Source organism: Cellulomonas sp. HZM, from assembly GCF_000708885.1.
Classification (GTDB): domain Bacteria; phylum Actinomycetota; class Actinomycetes; order Actinomycetales; family Cellulomonadaceae; genus Cellulomonas.
Window position 1 is genome coordinate 1 of sequence record NZ_JEOE01000020.1, and the last position, 17,069, is coordinate 17,069.

The 17,069-nt window shown below is 74.1% G+C and carries 13 protein-coding genes; 5 read left to right on the forward strand and 8 right to left on the reverse strand.

The annotated features are described in order from the left end of the window. The first annotated feature begins 17 nt into the window (after positions 1-17). Complete coding sequence (locus AW16_RS0111380) at positions 18-2,003, forward strand: endonuclease/exonuclease/phosphatase family protein (RefSeq protein WP_029290460.1); 1,986 nt, start codon at positions 18-20, stop codon at positions 2,001-2,003. Between the two features lie 27 nt (positions 2,004-2,030). On the opposite strand, the gene AW16_RS0111385 is transcribed toward AW16_RS0111380, so the two are convergent. Continuing rightward, positions 2,031-3,089: a LacI family DNA-binding transcriptional regulator gene (locus AW16_RS0111385; protein ID WP_051681889.1), complete on the reverse strand. Its 1,059-nt coding sequence runs from the start codon at positions 3,087-3,089 to the stop codon at positions 2,031-2,033. 166 nt (positions 3,090-3,255) lie between these two features. On the opposite strand from AW16_RS0111385, the gene AW16_RS0111390 reads away from it, so the two are divergent. Both AW16_RS0111390 and AW16_RS0111395 read left to right on the forward strand, forming a co-directional pair. Next, complete coding sequence (locus AW16_RS0111390) at positions 3,256-4,659, forward strand: ABC transporter substrate-binding protein (RefSeq protein ID WP_029290462.1); 1,404 nt, start codon at positions 3,256-3,258, stop codon at positions 4,657-4,659. 88 nt (positions 4,660-4,747) lie between these two features. Further along, positions 4,748-7,183 carry a glycoside hydrolase family 31 protein gene (locus AW16_RS0111395; protein WP_029290463.1) on the forward strand — a complete coding sequence of 812 codons (2,436 nt, stop codon included), beginning with the start codon at positions 4,748-4,750 and terminating at the stop codon, positions 7,181-7,183. Positions 7,184-7,368: 185 nt separating this feature from the next. Here the strand turns inward: AW16_RS0111395 and AW16_RS0111400 are convergent, their stop codons facing one another. After that, on the reverse strand, positions 7,369-8,796 hold the full coding sequence (locus AW16_RS0111400) for an NAD(P)H-quinone dehydrogenase (RefSeq protein WP_029290464.1): 1,428 nt from the start codon (positions 8,794-8,796) through the stop codon (positions 7,369-7,371). A 39-nt stretch (positions 8,797-8,835) separates the two neighbouring features. Here AW16_RS0111400 and AW16_RS0111405 point away from each other — a divergent pair, with 39 nt between their 5' ends. Beyond that, positions 8,836-9,678: a purine-nucleoside phosphorylase gene (locus AW16_RS0111405; protein ID WP_029290465.1), complete on the forward strand. Its 843-nt coding sequence runs from the start codon at positions 8,836-8,838 to the stop codon at positions 9,676-9,678. A gap of 75 nt (positions 9,679-9,753) precedes the next feature. Beyond that, positions 9,754-11,613: a phospho-sugar mutase gene (locus AW16_RS0111410; protein ID WP_029290466.1), complete on the forward strand. Its 1,860-nt coding sequence runs from the start codon at positions 9,754-9,756 to the stop codon at positions 11,611-11,613. Between the two features lie 13 nt (positions 11,614-11,626). On the opposite strand, the gene AW16_RS0111415 is transcribed toward AW16_RS0111410, so the two are convergent. From AW16_RS0111415 to AW16_RS0111440, 6 genes are all read right to left on the reverse strand, one after another. Then, positions 11,627-13,069, reverse strand: a complete 1,443-nt coding sequence (locus AW16_RS0111415; protein ID WP_029290467.1) for a hypothetical protein — start codon at positions 13,067-13,069, stop codon at positions 11,627-11,629. 160 nt (positions 13,070-13,229) lie between these two features. Beyond that, positions 13,230-13,910 (reverse strand): deoxyribose-phosphate aldolase, encoded by a 681-nt coding sequence (gene deoC, locus AW16_RS0111420; RefSeq protein WP_029290468.1) that lies wholly within the window; start codon positions 13,908-13,910, stop codon positions 13,230-13,232. Continuing rightward, positions 13,907-14,977: an adenosine deaminase gene (locus tag AW16_RS0111425; RefSeq protein WP_029290469.1), complete on the reverse strand. Its 1,071-nt coding sequence runs from the start codon at positions 14,975-14,977 to the stop codon at positions 13,907-13,909. The genes deoC and AW16_RS0111425 overlap by 4 nt, the downstream gene beginning before the upstream one ends. Positions 14,978-15,057: 80 nt before the next feature. Then, positions 15,058-15,288, reverse strand: a complete 231-nt coding sequence (locus tag AW16_RS0111430) for a hypothetical protein (protein WP_029290470.1) — start codon at positions 15,286-15,288, stop codon at positions 15,058-15,060. A 95-nt stretch (positions 15,289-15,383) separates the two neighbouring features. Then, the gene (locus AW16_RS0111435) at positions 15,384-16,667 is read right to left on the reverse strand and encodes a thymidine phosphorylase (protein WP_029290471.1); all 1,284 of its coding nucleotides are present in this window, start codon (positions 16,665-16,667) and stop codon (positions 15,384-15,386) included. Further along, complete coding sequence (locus AW16_RS0111440) at positions 16,664-17,068, reverse strand: cytidine deaminase (protein ID WP_369794784.1); 405 nt, start codon at positions 17,066-17,068, stop codon at positions 16,664-16,666. The genes AW16_RS0111435 and AW16_RS0111440 overlap by 4 nt, the downstream gene beginning before the upstream one ends. Position 17,069 lies beyond the last annotated feature (1 nt).

Here is a 17,069-nt window from a genome sequence, read left to right on the forward strand (position 1 = left end):
GCGGTAGCGTCCTCGTCGTGAGCACCACCGCGCCGCCCGACGAGCCCCGCGAGCCGACGCGACCCGCCGAGTCGCAGCTGCCGCCCGACGCGGGCACCCCCACGCGCGTGTGGCTCGCCGCGGCGCTCACCGTCGCGGTCGTCGAGGCGATCCGGATGAGCGGGCCGTTGCTGGACCGGGCGTTCGGCGTCGGGACGCTCGACGCGGCGCTCACCGCGCTCGGGACGTACGCCGGCGCGGGCGTGCTCGCGGGCGTCGCGCTGGTCGCGTCGCGCGCCCGCCAGGGCGTGCCGACCGGTCGGACGGTGCTCGCCGCCGCGGGCCTGCTCGCGGTGCTGCGGCTGGTCACGCAGGGGCTGGGCGGGTCGGCGCTGTACGTCGTCGGGCTGGTCACGGTGGCGGCCGCGGTGGCCGCGTTCACGCTCGGGGTGGCCTTCGTCGCGGGTCGCGACGGGGGCGGGCGGCAGGCGGCGACGGGCATCGTGCTCGGCACGACGGTGTCGGTGTCGGTGCAGCTGGTGCTCGGGACGTGGGACGCCGTGTGGCGTGACGGGTGGTCCGGCTGGCTCGTCGGGGCACTCGTCGCGATCGCGCCGCTCACGCCCGTCCGCTACCTGCTGCGCGCCCCCGCCGCGAGCGGGCGGCCACGGCGCACGTGGGCGCTCGGGCCGTTCCTCGCGCTCGCCGCGATGATCGTCGCCAACCCGGCGTTCGCGGCGTCCCAGACCGGTATGGCGCTCGGCGTCGTCGGGCTTGCGACGGTGCTCGCCGGCAGCGTCGGCGTGTGGGTGCTGCTGCGGCCGACGACGCCGCCGGGCGCGGTGCGGGTCGCTGCGGCGGTGCTGCTCGTCGGTGCCGTGGCGGCCGCGATGTGGTGGACCGGCGCCGCGGCGCTGGTCGCGCTGCTCGTGCTGCAAGCCGTCGTGGGAGTCGTGCTCACCTCGGCGCTCAGCGCGCGACGGCCCGCTCCGCTCGGCACCTGGCGGACCGTCGTCGCGACCGCCGTGGCCGGGATCGGCGCGATCGCGGTGCTGCTCGTGTACATGCTCGACTACGACGTCCCGCTGCCGTTCGACAACGCGTGGGTCGTCGTCGCCGCCGCGGTGGCCCTCGCGCTCGCGGGGCTGCGGCTGCGCACGCCGGGCGCCGAGCCACGCGCGTCGGCGGCCGACAGGATCCCCGCGCGCGTCAACACGGTGCGACTCATGCTCGGGCCCCCGGTGCTGCTCGCGCTCGTCGGGCTGGTGCCGAGCACGACGAGCACCACCGGCGCGTACGTCCCCGCGCGCGCCTCGAACGCGGCACCCACCGTGATGACCTGGAACCTGCACTACGGCGTCTCGCCGCTCACCGCGGTGGACCTCGAGGGCATCGCGCGCACGATCGCCGAGGAGCACCCGGACGTCGTCGCGCTGCAGGAGGTCGAGCGCGGCTGGGTCATGGGCGGCGGCACCGACGTCGCGACGTGGCTCGCGCACCGGCTCGGGATGACCGTGCGGTTCGCGCCCGCCGCGGACCGGCAGTTCGGCAACGCGATCCTGTCCCGGTCGGCGCTCGCAGACGTCGCCGTGCACCCGCTCCCCTACGGCGCCGGCCCGCAGGACAGGTCGGCGATCTCCGCGACCGTCGTGACGGCGCGCGGCCAGTCGCTGCGGGTCACGTCCGTGCACCTGCAGCACCGTGCGGAGAACACCCCGACGCGCATCGAGCAGCTCACCGCCCTGCTGGCGGACGAGCCGGTGACCGGGCCGAGCGTGCTCGCAGGAGACCTCAACTCGACGCCCGGCTCGCCGGAGATCACGATGCTCACGGACGCGGGCTGGACCAGCGCGGTCGACGCCGCGGGCGACGGCGGTGCGCTCACGTCGCCCTCGACCGAGCCGGTGGAACGCATCGACTGGATCCTGGGGCAGCAGGTGACGTTCTCCGACGCGCGGGTCCCGACGGAGCCGCGCGAGTCGGACCACCTGCCGGTCGTCGCGGTGGTGACGCCCGCGCCGTGAGTCGGCGCGACCCGCCGGCCCTGCCGCTCAGGCCCGCACGGTGCCGGTCGACTCCCGTGCGACGAACGAGACCCCGATGTGGACGACGCCGTCGTCGGCCGCGACGCCGCGCGATCTCGTCGGGCTCCCGGCGACGGCCCCCGCGCCTGGCTCGTCGTCGATGAGCCCGAGCACCAGCTCGGCCGCCGCGCGCCCCTTCGCCGCGGTGTCCTGGGCCACCGTGCTCAGCGTGGGGCTCACGTACCGGGCGATCTCCGCGTCGTCGAACCCGACGACGGCGACGTCGTCGGGCACGCGCACCCCCGCGGCGGCGAGCCCGCGCTCGATCCCGGCGGCGAGCACGTCGGCGCTCGCGAACACCGCGGTGACGCCTCCGGCCGCGACGGCCGGCGCGGCGGCGAGCCCCGCCTCGTAGGTGGTGTTCGCGACGACCACGAGCGGCGCGGGTGCCCCCGCGTCCGCGAGCGCGGCTCGCAGCCCGTCCAGGCGGCCGTCCACGACCTGGCTGCGCACGTCGGTCGGCCCGCAGAACGCGACGCGCCTGTGGCCCAGGGCGAGCAGGTGCTCGCCCGCGAGCCGGCCGCCGTCCGCGTCGTCGGCCCGGACGGCCGCGGCGCGCGTCCCGGGCGGCACCGCGGCGTCGACGAGCACGGTGGGCACCGCCGGGAGCTCGAGCGAACGCACCTCGTCGTCGGTGAACCCCATGACGACGAGCCCGTCGAGGCTCCACCGAGCGACCGAGTCGCGCACGTCCGCGGCGGTCGCGACCCCCCGGAGCATCACGTGGTGGTCGCGCGCGCGCAGGGCCGCCTCGAGCGCACCGGCGACGCTGACGTCGTGCGCGCTGCCCAGCAGCGACGTCCCGTCGGCACGTGCGGGCAGCAGGAGGCCGACGAGGCGCGTGCGGCGGGCCGCGAGGCTGCGCGCGGGCCCGCTCGGGACGTAGCCACGCGCCGCCACGATGCGTTCGACGAGCTCGGCCGTGGCAGGTGACACACGCCCCGAGTTGCCGTTGACCACGTTCGAGACCGTCATCACGCTGACGCCCGCCTCCGCGGCGATGTCCTTGAGCGTCACGCGCGCCACGCAGGTCCCCCTCGTCGTCGGTCTCGTCGCCCTGTCCCGGACCATCCTCCCGGGCGATCCCCGGAGATTGCCGCTTGACGCCCGACCCTAGCGGCGTTTAGCGTTAAACGTATAGCGCTAAACCTCACGTACCCTGCACTCCACGACCGATCCTGAGGAGATGACGATGACGTCACCCCGCAAGGCCCTGACGCTCGGCCTCGTCGCCGTGCTCGGCACGGGCGCTCTCGCCGCGTGCGGCACGGACGACGACGCTTCCGACCCCGCCGCCTCCGGCTCGTCGGCCACGACGAGCGAGGCCCCGAAGCCCGTCACGCTCGAGGTCGCGATCGACGCCGGCCTGTCGAAGGACGCGATCGCCGCGTTCCAAGCACGCGCGGACCAGTTCCACGCCGCGAACCCCGAGATCACGGTCAAGTCCCGTGAGTACACCTGGGACGCGACGACCTTCAGCGTCGAGCTCGCCGGTGGCACGCTGCCGGCCGTGTTCACGATCCCCTTCACCGACGGGCGCGCGCTCATCGCCGCGAACCAGATCGCCGACATCAGCGACGAGGTCGCGAAGCTCCCCTACGCGGACAAGTTCAACCCGAACGTCGCCGCGGCAGGCCAGGCCGAGGACGGCAAGATGTGGGCCGTCCCGATCGCCGCCTACAGCCAGGGCCTGCACTACAACCGCGCACTGTTCGAGAAAGCCGGCCTGGACCCCGACCAGCCGCCGACCACGTGGGCGCAGATCCGCGCCGACGCGAAGCAGATCGCCGAGAAGACCGGCGTCGCGGGCTACGCCACCATGACCAAGAGCAACACGGGCGGCTGGATCCTGACGACGCTCGCGTACGCGATGGGCGGCCGGCTCGAGGAGGGCACCGGCGACCAGACCACGGCCACCATCGACACGCCCGGCATGCGCAAGGCGATCGACACCCTGCGCACGATGCGCTGGACCGACGACTCCATGGGCGGCGACTTCCTCTACGACTGGGGCTCGATCAACCAGGCGTTCGCGTCGGGGAAGCTCGGCATGTACGTCTCGGGCGGCGGCAACTACGGCAACCTCTTCACGCAGAACCAGATGAACCCCGACGACTACGGGCTGACCGTCCTGCCGCTCGAGGGCACCGACGCCGGCGTGCTCGGCGGCGGCACCCTCGCCGCGGTGAGCGCCAAGGTCGACGACGCGACGAAGGCCGCGGCCGTGAAGTGGATCGACTTCTACTACATGCAGAAGCTGTTCGACGAGGACCAGGCCAAGACCGACGCGAAGACCACCGCGGCCGAGGGGCAGCCCGTCGGCGCACCGCAGCTGCCCATGTTCGACAAGGCGACGTACGACGAGCAGCAGAGCTGGATCAAGGAGTACGTCAACCTCCCCCTCGACCAGATGACGGGCTACACGGACCACGTGTTCGACCAGCCCCTCCTGCCCGAGCCCGGCAAGCGCACGCAGGACCTGTACGCCGCGCTCGACCCGGTCATGCAGTCGATCCTCACCAAGAAGGACGCGGACGTGGACAAGCTGCTGTCCGCGGCGCAGACCAAGGTGCAGGGCATCCTCGACTCGAAGTGACGTGACCGGAGGCCGGCCGGCGGGCATCACTCCCCCGCCGGCCGGCCGTGCGCCAGACCGGCAGGACACGTCAGACCGGAAGGACACCATGCACCACCTGCCGACCCGCGCCGTCGCCGACCCTCGCGCCGTCGTCACGGGCGACCGCTACCGCATCACCGTCCTGACCGACGGCCTCCTGCGGCTCGAGCACTCGCCCGACGGCGTCTTCGAGGACCGCGCCTCGACCTTCGCGGTCAACCGCGAGCTCCCCGTGCCGCAGTTCCGCGTCGTCGAGCACGACGACCGCCTCGAGCTCGTCACGGACCGCCTGCGCCTCGTGTACGACCGCGGACCCTTCAGCCCGGGCGGCCTCGCGGTGCACGTGCGCGGGGGCGTCACGGCCTACCACTCGGTGTGGCGGTACGGCGCATCGGCCGACGACGACGGCGGCAGCCTCGGCGCTTCGCTCGCCGGTCCAGCCCAAGGCACGCTCGGCGGCACCGCGCGCACGCTCGACGAGGCCGACGGGGCCGTCCCGCTCGGCCCCGGCGTGGTCTCCACCCACGGGTTCGCGGTGCTCGACGACTCGTCGTCCATGCTGCTCGACGGCGACGCCTTCGTCGGGCGCGACGGCTCGCGCACCGACCTGTACGTGTTCGCGTACGGCCACGACCACCGCGCCGCCCTGCGCGCGTTCCACGCCGTGTCCGGGCACGCGCCTGTGCTCCCCCGGTGGGCGCTCGGCAGCTGGTGGAGCAGGTTCCACCGGTACTCCGCCGAGTCCTACCTCGCGCTGCTCGACCGGTTCCAGGCGGAGGGGCTGCCGTTCTCGGTCGCGGTGGTCGACATGGACTGGCACGTGACCGACGTCGACCCCGCTCTCGGCTCCGGCTGGACCGGCTACACGTGGAACCGCGACCTGTTCCCCGAGCCCGCCAAGTTCCTCGCGGGCGTGCACGACCGCGGGCTGCGGGTCACGCTCAACGTGCACCCCGCTGACGGCGTGCGCTCGCACGAGGAGGCGTACGCCGAGATGGCACGCGTGCTCGGGCGCGACACGTCGGCGGGCGACCCGATCGACCTCGACGTCACCGACCCCGCGTTCCTGCGCGCCTACCTCGACGTGCTGCACCGCCGGCTCGAGGACGACGGCGTCGACTTCTGGTGGGTCGACTGGCAGTCCGGGCCGCACTCGCGCACGCCCGGCGTCGACCCGCTGTGGGTGCTCAACCACGCGCACTACCTCGACAACGCCCGCGACGACCGACGCGCGCTCACGTTCTCCCGCTACGCCGGCCCCGGCTCGCACCGCTACCCCGTCGGCTTCTCGGGCGACAGCGTCGTGTCCTGGGCCTCGCTCGACTTCCAGCCGTACTTCACCGCGACCGCCGCCAACATCGGCTACGGGTGGTGGAGCCACGACGTCGGCGGGCACTTCCACGGCATCAAGGACGACGAGCTGGCGACGCGCTGGGTGCAGCTCGGGCTCTACTCCCCGATCCTGCGCCTGCACTCGTCCGACAGCCCGTTCATGACGAAGGAGCCGTGGACGTTCGGCCCCGCCGCGCACGCCGCGATGACCGACGCGCTGCGGATGCGCGCCCGCCTGGTGCCGTACCTGCACACCATGAACCACCGCGCGCACCGCGAGGACGTCCCGCTGGTGACCCCGCTCTACCACTCGTGGCCTGCCGCGCCGGAGGCGTACGCGGCACGGAGCTCGTTCATGTTCGGCTCGTCGCTGCTCGTCGCCCCGATCACGGCCCCGGCGGACGACGTCACCCTGCTCGGTGCCGTCCGCACGTGGCTGCCCTCCGGCACGTGGGTCGACGTGCACACCGGGCTCGCCTACGACGGCGACCGCGAGACCGTCCTGCACCGACCGCTCGACCACGTCCCCGCGCTCGCCCCCGCGGGAGCGCTCGTGCCGCTCGACGCTGCCGCGGTGCCGGGGAACGACCCGGTGAACCCCTTGGCGCTCGAGGTCCTCGTCGTCGTCGGTGCCGACGGCGCGTTCGACCTCGTCGAGGACGACGGAACACCCGCCGACCGGACCGCCACGACCGCGCTGCGCTTCACGCAGGCGACCGGAACGTTCGCCGTCGGACCGGCCGCACCGGACGACGACGGCCCCGCCCCCTGGCTGCCCGCGCGCCGCACGTGGACCGCGACGTTCCTCGCGGTCGACGAGGCCTGCGACGACCACGTCGAGGCGTTCGTCGACGACGTCCCCGTCGCCGCGCGCGTCGTGCGCGCGGGCTCGCGGCTGTCGATCACGGTCGAGGACGTCGCCGTCACGTCCGACCTCGGCATCCGCATCGGGGACGACCCCCGGCTCGCGGCGGTCGACGTCGAGGCGCGCGCGACCGAGGTGCTCGACCGCGCGCGGTGCGAGTACGACCTGAAGACGCGGCTCCTGCGGATCGCCGTCGACGACCGGCCCCTGCACGTGCGCGTCTCGCACCTGCGGGCCGTGGGGGCGGCCGCCGGGCGGGAGGCCGTGGTGGACGCGGTGCTGGAGGTGCTGCTGGCGCGGGGGTAGCCGCGGTTCGTAGGTCGTCGGCGTCCGGTCGCGCTCTTGGCCGCGGGCTCAGTCCCTGTGCTTGTGGTCGGATCGACCCTGCGCTCAGCTCCGGGTCAGTCCCTGCATCCGTGGTCGGACTGAGGCTGCGCTCCGCGGATCGCGAGTGCGCCTGGGGGCGCCCTCACGATCCGCTGCGCTCCGCCTCAGTCCTCCGAACGATGGTGGAGCATGCGGGCCACCTCCGCGATCGTCCCCGACATCGACGGGTACACCGTGATGGCCTCCGCGACCTGGTCGGCCGTGAGGCGGTGGGTCACCGCGAGGGTCAGCGGGAACACCGACTCGCTCGCGCGCGGGCCGACGAGCACCGCACCCAGCACCGTGCCCGACGACGGGTGCGCGAAGATCTTGATGAACCCCTCGCGCACGCCCAGCATCTTCGCGCGCGGGTTGCGCGTGATCGGCAGCATGCTCACCGTGTAGTGCATGCCCGCCTCCTGCATGCGCGCCTCCGAGAGGCCGACGGTCGCGATCTCCGGCGCGGTGAAGATGTTCGCCGAGACGCCGCGCAGCGACAGGGGCTTCACGGCGTCGCCCAGCGCGTGCGACATCGCGATGCGCCCCTGCGTCGCCGCGACCGACGCGAGCGGCAGCACGCCGGTGACGTCGCCCGCCGCGTAGATCCCGCGTGCGGACGTGCGCGACACCTTGTCGACCTGGATGTGCCCCGACGGCGCGAGTCGGACGCCAGCCTCCTCGAGCCCGAGCCCGGCGGTCGTCGGGATCGAGCCGACCGCGAACAGCACGTGCGTGCCCTCGACCTCGCGCCCGTCGGAGAGCGTCACGACGACGCCGTCTGCGGTGCGCCGCGCGCCCTCGGCCCGCGAGCGCGACAGCACGGTCATCCCACGACCGCGGAACACGCCCTCGAGCAGCTCGGCGGCGTCCGCGTCCTCGCCCGGCAGCACGCGGTCGCGCGACGACACGAGCGTGACGTCCGCGCCGAGCGAGGTGTACGCGCCGGCGAACTCCGCACCGGTCACGCCGGACCCGACGACGACCAGCTTCTCCGGCAGCGACGTCAGCTCGTACAGCTGCGTCCACGTGAGGATGCGCTCGCCGTCGGGGCGTGCCGTCGGCAGCTCGCGCGGCGTCGCACCGGTCGCGACGAGCACGACGTCGGCCTCGAGCGTCTCGTCGGGCTCGCCCGCCTGCGTGCGGACCTGGATCCGCTGCGGCCCGTCGAGCCGACCCTCGCCGAGCACGATGCGGACGCCCTCGCGCTCGAGGCGCGCGCGGATGTCGGCGGACTGCGCCGCGGCCAGCGCCTTGACGCGCGTGTTCACCGCGGCGAGGTCGATGTGGTGGCGCGCCTCGGCGCCCGACGACGCGAGCCCGTCCGCGCGGATGCCCAGCTCGGGCGCGCGGTCGGCGATCGTGAGCCACTCCGCGGTCGCGATCAGGGTCTTGGACGGCATCACGTCGGTCAGCACCGCGGCGCCGCCGAGGCCTGCACGCTCGACGACCGTGACGTCGGCACCCAGGCGCCGCGCGACGAGGGCGGCCTCGTAGCCACCGGGGCCTCCGCCGACGACGACGACGCGGGAGGGGACGGTCTCAGGGGTGCTCACGGAGGACCATTGTGCCGTGCCCGGGGTTAGCCTTCCCGCATGAGCGACGTCACCGACCTCGACGACCCGACGACCGACCCGTTCGACGTGGCGCGCGAGGCCGCCGCCGCGATCGCCGAGCTCACGGGCGTGCCACGGCACGACGTCGCGCTGGTGCTGGGATCGGGCTGGGGCGGCGCGGCCGACCTGCTGGGCGAGACGGTCGCCGAGCTGCCGAGCACGGACGTGCCGGGGTTCAGCGCCGCCGCGGTCGTCGGGCACTCGGGCGTGATCCGCTCGGTGCGCATCGCGGGCGGCGACGGGGCCGACGACAGGCACGCTCTCGTGCTCGGGTCGCGCACCCACCTGTACGAGGGCAAGGGCGTGCGCCGCGTGGTGCACGGCGTCCGTACCGCCGCCGCGACGGGTGCACGCACGCTCGTGCTGACCAACGGGTGCGGTGGCCTGAACCCCCAGTGGGGTCCCGGCACGCCGGTGCTCATCCGGGACCACATCAACCTCACGGCGACGTCACCGCTCGAGGGCGCCACGTTCGTCGACCTCACCGACCTGTACTCCTCGCGCCTGCGCGCGATCGCGCACGAGGTGGACCCCGCGCTCGGCGAGGGCGTGTACGTGCAGTTCCCCGGCCCGCACTACGAGACCCCGGCCGAGGTGCGCATGGCGGGCGTCCTGGGCGGCGACCTCGTCGGGATGTCGACGACCCTCGAGGCGATCGCCGCACGGCAGGCCGGGCTCGAGGTGCTGGGGGTGTCGCTCGTGACGAACTTCGGCGCCGGCATCAGCGACCAGCCGCTCTCGCACGCCGAGGTGCTCGAGGCGGGCCAGGCCGCCGGGCCTCGGATCAGCGCGCTGCTCGCGGAGGTCGTGCGGCGCATCTGACCGGGACCACGACCGGACCTCAGACCAGGACCTCTGACCAGGCCGGACCACGCCCACGCCGCTAGGTTGGCTCACATGACCACCGGCTCGAACGACGACGGCGAGACGTGGGACGCGCTGCAGTCCCAGGTGCGGGCGTGGATCGACGACGACCCCGACCCCCAGACCTCCGACGAGCTGCGCAGGCTGCTCGACGCGGCCACCGCCCCCGGCGACATGCCGACCGACGGCCACGACCCGACGCCTGCGCAGTGGAACGTCGACACCGCGAGGCGCCTCGCACGTGAGGACCTCGCGGACCGCTTCTCCGGACCGCTGCAGTTCGGCACCGCGGGGCTCCGCGGCCGGATCGGCGGCGGCCCGCACCGCATGAACCGTGCGGTCGTCATCCGCGCGGCCGCCGGCATCGCCGACTACCTGATCGGCGAGCTCGACGGCGTCACGCCTCCCCCGCGGGTCGTCGTCGGCTACGACGCGCGGCACCGCTCGTCGGACTTCGCGCTCGACACCGTCGCGGTGCTGACCGCGGTGGGGATCGAGGCGCTCCTGCTCCCGGAGCCGCTGCCCACACCCGTGCTCGCGTTCGCGGTGCGCCACCTCGACGCCGACGCCGGGATCATGGTCACGGCGTCGCACAACCCGCCGCAGGACAACGGCTACAAGGTGTACCTCGGCGGCCGGGTGGTGACCGACGGCGGCCGGGGCGCGCAGATCGTGCCGCCCTTCGACGCCGCGATCGCGCACGAGATCGCGCGCGTGCCGTCCGTGCAGTCCGTGCCGCGCGCCTCGTCGGGCTGGACCGTGCTGGGCGACGAGGTCGCGGACGCGTACGTCGCGGCGGCGCTCACGCTCGCGGACGACGACCCGGCGGTCCGTGCCGCGGCCGCGCACCTCAAGGTGGTCCTGACGCCGCTGCACGGCGTGGGCGGGTGGATCGCGCGCCGCGTGCTCGAGGGCGCGGGGTTCACGGACCTCGTCGTGGTGCCCGAGCAGGAGGCGCCCGATCCGGACTTCCCGAGCGTCGCGTTCCCGAACCCCGAGGAGCCGGGTGCGATCGACCTCGCGCTCGGTCTCGCGAGCGATGCGCGCGCCGACCTGGTGCTCGCGCTCGACCCCGACGCGGACCGGTGCGCCGCCGCCGTGCAGGACCCTCGCGTGCACGTGCACCGCGGCCCGGACACCGCCGGCGCCGAGGGCTGGCGGATGCTGCACGGCGACGAGACGGGCGCGCTGCTGGGCGACGAGGTCGCGGCGGGCGTCGCCGACCCGTCGTCGGCGCGCTTCGCGAGCTCGATCGTGTCCTCGCGCCTGCTCGAGCGCATCGCGGCGGATCGCGGGATCGGCTACGTCCCGACGCTGACGGGCTTCAAGTGGATCGCTCGCGTCGACGGGCTCGCGTTCGGGTACGAGGAGGCGCTCGGGTACTGCGTCGACCCCGAACGTGTGCACGACAAGGACGGCATCACCGCCGCGCTGCGGATCGCCGGCCTCGCGGCGCGCGTCAAGGCCGCCGGCGGGACGCTCATCGGCGTCCTCGACGGCCTCGCACGCCGGCACGGCCTGCACCTGACGGACCAGGTCTCGGCGCGGTTCACGGACCTGTCCGCCATCCCTGCGTCGGTCGACCGGCTGCGGTCGGCACCACCGACGACGCTCGCGGGCTCGCGCGTGCAGGAGGTCGTCGACCTCGCGGCAGGCACCGACGACGACCGCGGCGGCCTACCGCCCACCGACGGGCTGCGGCTGACGACGGCGGACGGCACGCGCGTCGTCGTGCGCCCCTCCGGCACCGAGCCCAAGGTGAAGTGCTACCTCGAGGTGATCGTCCCGCTCCAGCCCGACGCGTCCGACGACGACGTGACGGCCGCGCGCCACCAGGCACGCGACCGCCTCGACGCCGTGGCCCACGACATGCGCGCCGCGCTGGGCATCTGACGACGCCGTCCGCTCAGCTGCGGACCTTGAACGTCGCCTTCTTGCTCACGTAGCCGGACTTCTTCACGGTCAGCGTCTTGGTGCCCTTCGACGTTCCCTTGGCGACCTTGACCTTCGCCGTGCCGTGCGACCCGGTCGTGTACTTCCTGCCCTTGTAGGTGAACGTCGCACCCTTGACCTTGGCCCCGGCGTCGGTGACGGTCACCGTCACCGTGCCGCCCTTGGCCTTGCGGACCGACGAGGGGCCGGTCTTCACGGTCAGCCCGGCGCCGAGCTGGGTGTGGTAGATCCCGATCGCGCTCGACCCGTTCTTGACGTCGGCCGTCACGACGACGTCGGCGACACCGCGCGACCCCTCGATCGCGGTCTTCCAGATCGTCGAGCTGTGCACCGGCTTCGACGCGACGACCGCACCGAGCCGCGTCGCCGCGGTGTTGCTGCGCACCGCGTGCACCACGGCCTTGCTGCCGCTGTAGGCGGTCGCCCACGCGACCCACACGCGCCCGCCCGGCCCGGCGCTCGCCGAGACGTCACGTGCGTCCGTGGCCTTGACCTGGGTGTAGGTCTTCGACGAGGTCGACGAGCCGACGCGCCACACCCGCACGTACCTGGTGGTCGGGTAGCCGACCGTGTAGGCGAGCACGACGCCGCCGCCGCTGCGGGCGACGAGGGCGACCCGCTGGTCGGGCTGCAGCGCGGTGCCGGACCCCGGGGCCCGCACGGCCTTCGACGCCGTCGGCAGCACGCGCTGCACCCAGATGCCCGTGTCCGACGGCTTCGACGACGACCCCAGCTGGTACCACGCGGCCCAGACCTCGCCCGTGCGTGCGTCGCGCGCCAGCGCCCCCTCGTACGCGTTGCCGCTGTGCGCGGTGGTCGTGCGGTCGGCCGACGTCGACGGCATGACGGTGTCCGCGCCGACGTGGTAGCTCAGCCGGTCGTCGGACGACTGCGTGAACGCGGAGACGAGCGTGCCCTTCACGTCGACGACGTCGAGCGCGTAGCCGCCTGCCTCCGACCTGCTGAGACCGCCCGGGGCGAGCGACCACGACGAGCCGTTCGTCGACGTCGCGTAGGCGACCGCGCCCTGGTACTTCTCCGCCGGCGACGTCGTGCGGATGCCCTGAAGCGCGACGACCACCTTGCCGTTGCTGCGCGCGAACGCGACGCGCTGGTCGAGCGAGGCCCACCCCTTGACGACGGTCGACGTGCCGCCGACCGGCTTGCCGGACGTGCTCACCTGGCGCGTGTAGACGCCCTGGCTGGTGCCCTCGGTGGACCAGCCGACGAGCAGCCGGCTGCCCTGCGCCGACGGCAGCTGCACCACGTCGGGCTGCGTGATGTTCCACAGCCCGCTGCCCGTGGCGAGCGTGCTCCACGCACCGCCCGAACCGGCCTGCGCGGGGGCCGCGAGCCCCAGCACCGCGAGGGATCCGACCACGACGGACGCGAGCACGCCCGCCCCGAACCTACGAGTCCTGTGCCGCACGTGCATCGTCGCCCCCCGGCGCTCCGGGCGCCGTCGCTCGGCGCCACCGATCCGGACGCTAGCGGGGACGGGACATTCCGGGCACCGGGATTCCCGGGTGAAGTCGCGCCGGGACGCTCGGCGACCGCTAGTACCCGCTGTCCGCCTCGAAGCCCGCGAGCACCGCCGCCGTCCCGGACAGCCCGAGGCGCGTCGCACCCGCGTCGATCATCGCGAGCGCGTCGGCCGTCGTGCGGATGCCGCCCGACGCCTTGACGCCGAGCTCTCCGCCGACGGTGTCCGCCATGATCGACACGGCGTGCACGGTCGCGCCGCCCGCCGGGTGGAAGCCCGTCGACGTCTTGACGAAGTCCGCACCCGCGTCCCGCGCGGCCCGGCACACCTGGACGATCTCGTGGTCGGTGAGCACGGCGGACTCGATGATGACCTTGAGCACCGTGGGTGCCGGCACGGCCGCGCGCACCGCCGCGACGTCGGCCCGGACGTCCTCGAACCGGCCCTCCTTGGCCGCGCCCACGTCGATGACCATGTCGACCTCGTCGGCCCCGTCCCGCACCGACCGCTCCGCCTCCGCGGCCTTGACCGACGAGTGGTGCTTGCCCGACGGGAAGCCGCACACCGTGGCGATCTTGAGCCCGTCCGGGACCGTCACCGGCAGGAACGACGGCGAGATGCAGATCGAGTACGTCCCGAGCCGCGCGGCCTCGGCGACCAGCGCCTCGACGTCCTCGCGGGTCGCCTCGGGCTTGAGCAGCGTGTGGTCGACGAACTGCGCGAGCGCTTCCGGGTCCAGGGGTGCGTGGGTCATGCGCGGTGCCTTCCTCCGCGGGCCGCGGCGTACGCGGGCCGGATCACGGTGTCGATGAGCGCGGCGCGCTCGTCGTGGTGGATGAACGCGTGCGCCGCGGCCGTGACCGCGACGTCCTCGAGGTCCGCGAGCGTCCAGCCGGCCTCCTGCACGAGCAGCGTCAGCTCGCGGGACAGCGACGTGCCCGACTGCAGGCGGTTGTCCGTGTTGACGGTCACGGCGAAGCCGAGCTCGTGCAGGCACGTGACCGGGTGGCTCGCGACCGAGTCGGCCGCGCCGGTCTGCAGGTTCGACGACGGGCACAGCTCGAGCGCGATGCGGCGGTCCCGGACCCAGTGCGCGAGCACCCCGAGCCGGTCGCCCAGCTCGTCGGCCCCCGTGTCCTGCGCGATGCCCGCACCGTGCCCGAGTCGGCACGCGTGGCCGACGTGCACGGCCTCCGCGACCGACCCGAGCCCCGCGGCCTCGCCCGCGTGCACGGTCGCCGGGAAGTCGTTGTCCCGCAGGAGCGCGAACGCCTCGGCGTGCAGGGAGGGCGGGAACCCCTCCTCGGGCCCGGCGATGTCGAACCCGACGACGCCGACGTCGCGGTTGTCGAGCGCGAGGCGGGCGATCTCGAGCGAACGGTCCGCCTGCCGCATCGCGGACAGGATCGTGCCGATCCTGATCGACCCGACGCCGGAGCCGTTCGACGACGCCTGCGCACTGCCGTCGGCGAAGCCGCCCAGCACCGCGTCGACGACCTCCTGCAGGGTCAGCCCCTCGCGCTGGTGCTGCTCGGGCGCGAACCGCACCTCGGCGTAGACGACGCCGTCCGCGGCCAGGTCGATCGCCGCCTCGCGCGCCACCCGGCGCAGGTGCTCGGGCGTCTGCATCACCGCGATCGTGTGCTCGAACGTCTCGAGGTAGCGCTCGAGCGACCCCGCGTTCGCGGCGTCGGTGAACCAGGCCGCGAGCCCTTCGGCGTCCGGCGCGGGCAGCTCGTGGCCGATCTCGGCGGCGAGCTCGACGATCGTCGCGGGACGCAGCCCGCCGTCCAGGTGGTCGTGCAACAGGACCTTGGGCAGACCGGGGACGAGGCCGACGAGCTGCTCGGTGCGCTCGCCGGCGTCCTCGTCGCGCTCCTGCGGATGACCGTCCGGCTCGCTCACTCAGGTTCCTCCTCGTCGTCGTCCAGGTCCACCTCGTCGTCCTGCTCGACGACGTCCGCCTCGTCGGCCCGTCCCTCGAGGTCGGGCCGCGGGAAGTCGGGCTCGTACTCGTCGGGGTCGGGCGGTGCCAGGTCGTCGACCGGCTCGCCCAGCCGGGCGGGCTCGTGGGGGTCGGCGGGCTCCAGGCCCGCGTCACGCCAGGCGTCGTTCCCGGGAACGGTGCTCATCGCTGCTCCAGACGTTCGGTGGCTGCGGACGGTCCCCATCGTGCTCCGCTCGTCGCACGGCCGCAGGTCCAGCGGGCGCGCACTTCGGCGGCGGATCAGTCGATGCGACCCAGCACGAGCGGGCGCACCGCGACGTCGGTCCCCGCGGGCGCGACGACGACCCCTCCCTCGAGCGCCTCCCGTGCGCGCCCGAACCGTTCGGGGGTGTCGGTGTGCAGCGTGAGGATGGGCTCGCCCGCGCGCACCGTGTCGCCCGGCCGCGCGTGCAGGACGACGCCCGCACCCGCCTGCACCGGGTCCTCCTTGCGTGCCCGGCCGGCACCGAGGCGCCACGCCGCGATGCCGACGGCGTACGCGTCGAGCGTCTCGAGGACACCGTCGCTCTCCGCCACGACGACGTCCGTCTCGCGCGCCCACGGGAGCTCGGCGCGGGGGTCGCCGCCCTGCGCCTCGATCATCCGGTTCCAGGCATCCATCGCGCGGCCGTCGGCGAGCGCCGCGGCCGGGTCCGCGTCGGGACGGCCCGCGGCGTCGAGCATCTCGCGCGCGAGCGCGAGCGTGAGCTCGACGACGTCGGCGGGACCGCCGCCCGCGAGCACCTCGACCGACTCGCGCACCTCGAGGGCGTTGCCCGCCGTGAGCCCGAGCGGCGTCGACATGTCGGTGAGCAGCGCGACCGTGCGCACGCCCGCGTCGGTCCCCAGGTCGACCATCGTGCGCGCGAGCTCGGACGCGCGGTCCAGGTCCTTCATGAACGCGCCCGAGCCGACCTTCACGTCGAGCACGAGCGCGCCCGTGCCCTCGGCGATCTTCTTGCTCATGATCGAGCTCGCGATGAGCGGGATCGCCTCGACCGTGCCCGTGACGTCCCGCAGCGCGTACAGCTTGCGGTCCGCGGGCGCGAGGCCCGATCCGGCCTGGCAGATCACGGCGCCGACGTCCTCGAGCTGGCGCATCATCTCGTCGTTGCTCAACGCGGCGCGCCAACCGGGGATCGACTCGAGCTTGTCGAGCGTCCCGCCCGTGTGGCCCAGGCCGCGGCCGGACAGCTGCGGGACCGCGACGTCGAACACCGCGACGAGCGGCGCGAGCGGCAGCGTGATCTTGTCCCCGACGCCGCCGGTCGAGTGCTTGTCCGCGGTGGGGCGGCTCAGGTGCGAGAACGACATGCGCTCGCCCGACGCGATCATCGCGGCGGTCCAGCGCGCGATCTCCGCGCGGTCCATCCCGTTGAGCAGGATCGCCATGTTGAGCGCCGACATCTGCTCGTCGGCCACCTCGCCGCGCGTGTACGCGTCGATCACCCAGTCGATCTGCGCGTCGGACAGCCGGTGCCCGTCGCGCTTGGCGACGATCACCTCGACGGCGTCGAAGCTCATGCCCTCTCCTCCAGGTCGGCGGGGCCGAACGCGTCCGGGAGCACCTCGCTCATCGGTCGCACCCCGCTCACGGTCTCCACGAGGAGCCTCGACCCCCCGTGCTCGAACAGCAGCTGCCGGCAGCGTCCGCACGGCATGAGCACGTCGCCGTGCCCGTCGACGCACGTGAACGCGACGAGCCGTCCCCCACCGCCGACGACGAGCGCCGAGACCAGCGAGCACTCCGCGCACAGCGTCACGCCGTACGACGCGTTCTCCACGTTGCACCCGACGACCGTGCGCCCGTCGTCGACGAGCGCCGCGGCCCCCACGGGGAACCGTGAGTAGGGCACGTACGCGCGCGCCATGACGTCGGTCGCGGCGGCCCGCAACGCGTCCCAGTCGATGTCGGGGTCGGCCACG

Bases quoted from the DNA above. Each gene is read 5' to 3' on its own strand.
- AW16_RS0111390 (WP_029290462.1), top strand. From the start codon at position 3,256: ATGACGTCACCCCGCAAGGCCCTGACGCTCGGCCTCGTCGCCGTGCTC.
- AW16_RS0111395 (WP_029290463.1), top strand. From the start codon at position 4,748: ATGCACCACCTGCCGACCCGCGCCGTCGCCGACCCTCGCGCCGTCGTC.
- AW16_RS0111405 (WP_029290465.1), top strand. From the start codon at position 8,836: ATGAGCGACGTCACCGACCTCGACGACCCGACGACCGACCCGTTCGAC.
- AW16_RS0111410 (WP_029290466.1), top strand. From the start codon at position 9,754: ATGACCACCGGCTCGAACGACGACGGCGAGACGTGGGACGCGCTGCAG.
- deoC (WP_029290468.1), bottom strand. From the start codon at position 13,910: ATGACCCACGCACCCCTGGACCCGGAAGCGCTCGCGCAGTTCGTCGAC.
- AW16_RS0111430 (WP_029290470.1), bottom strand. From the start codon at position 15,288: ATGAGCACCGTTCCCGGGAACGACGCCTGGCGTGACGCGGGCCTGGAG.
- AW16_RS0111435 (WP_029290471.1), bottom strand. From the start codon at position 16,667: ATGAGCTTCGACGCCGTCGAGGTGATCGTCGCCAAGCGCGACGGGCAC.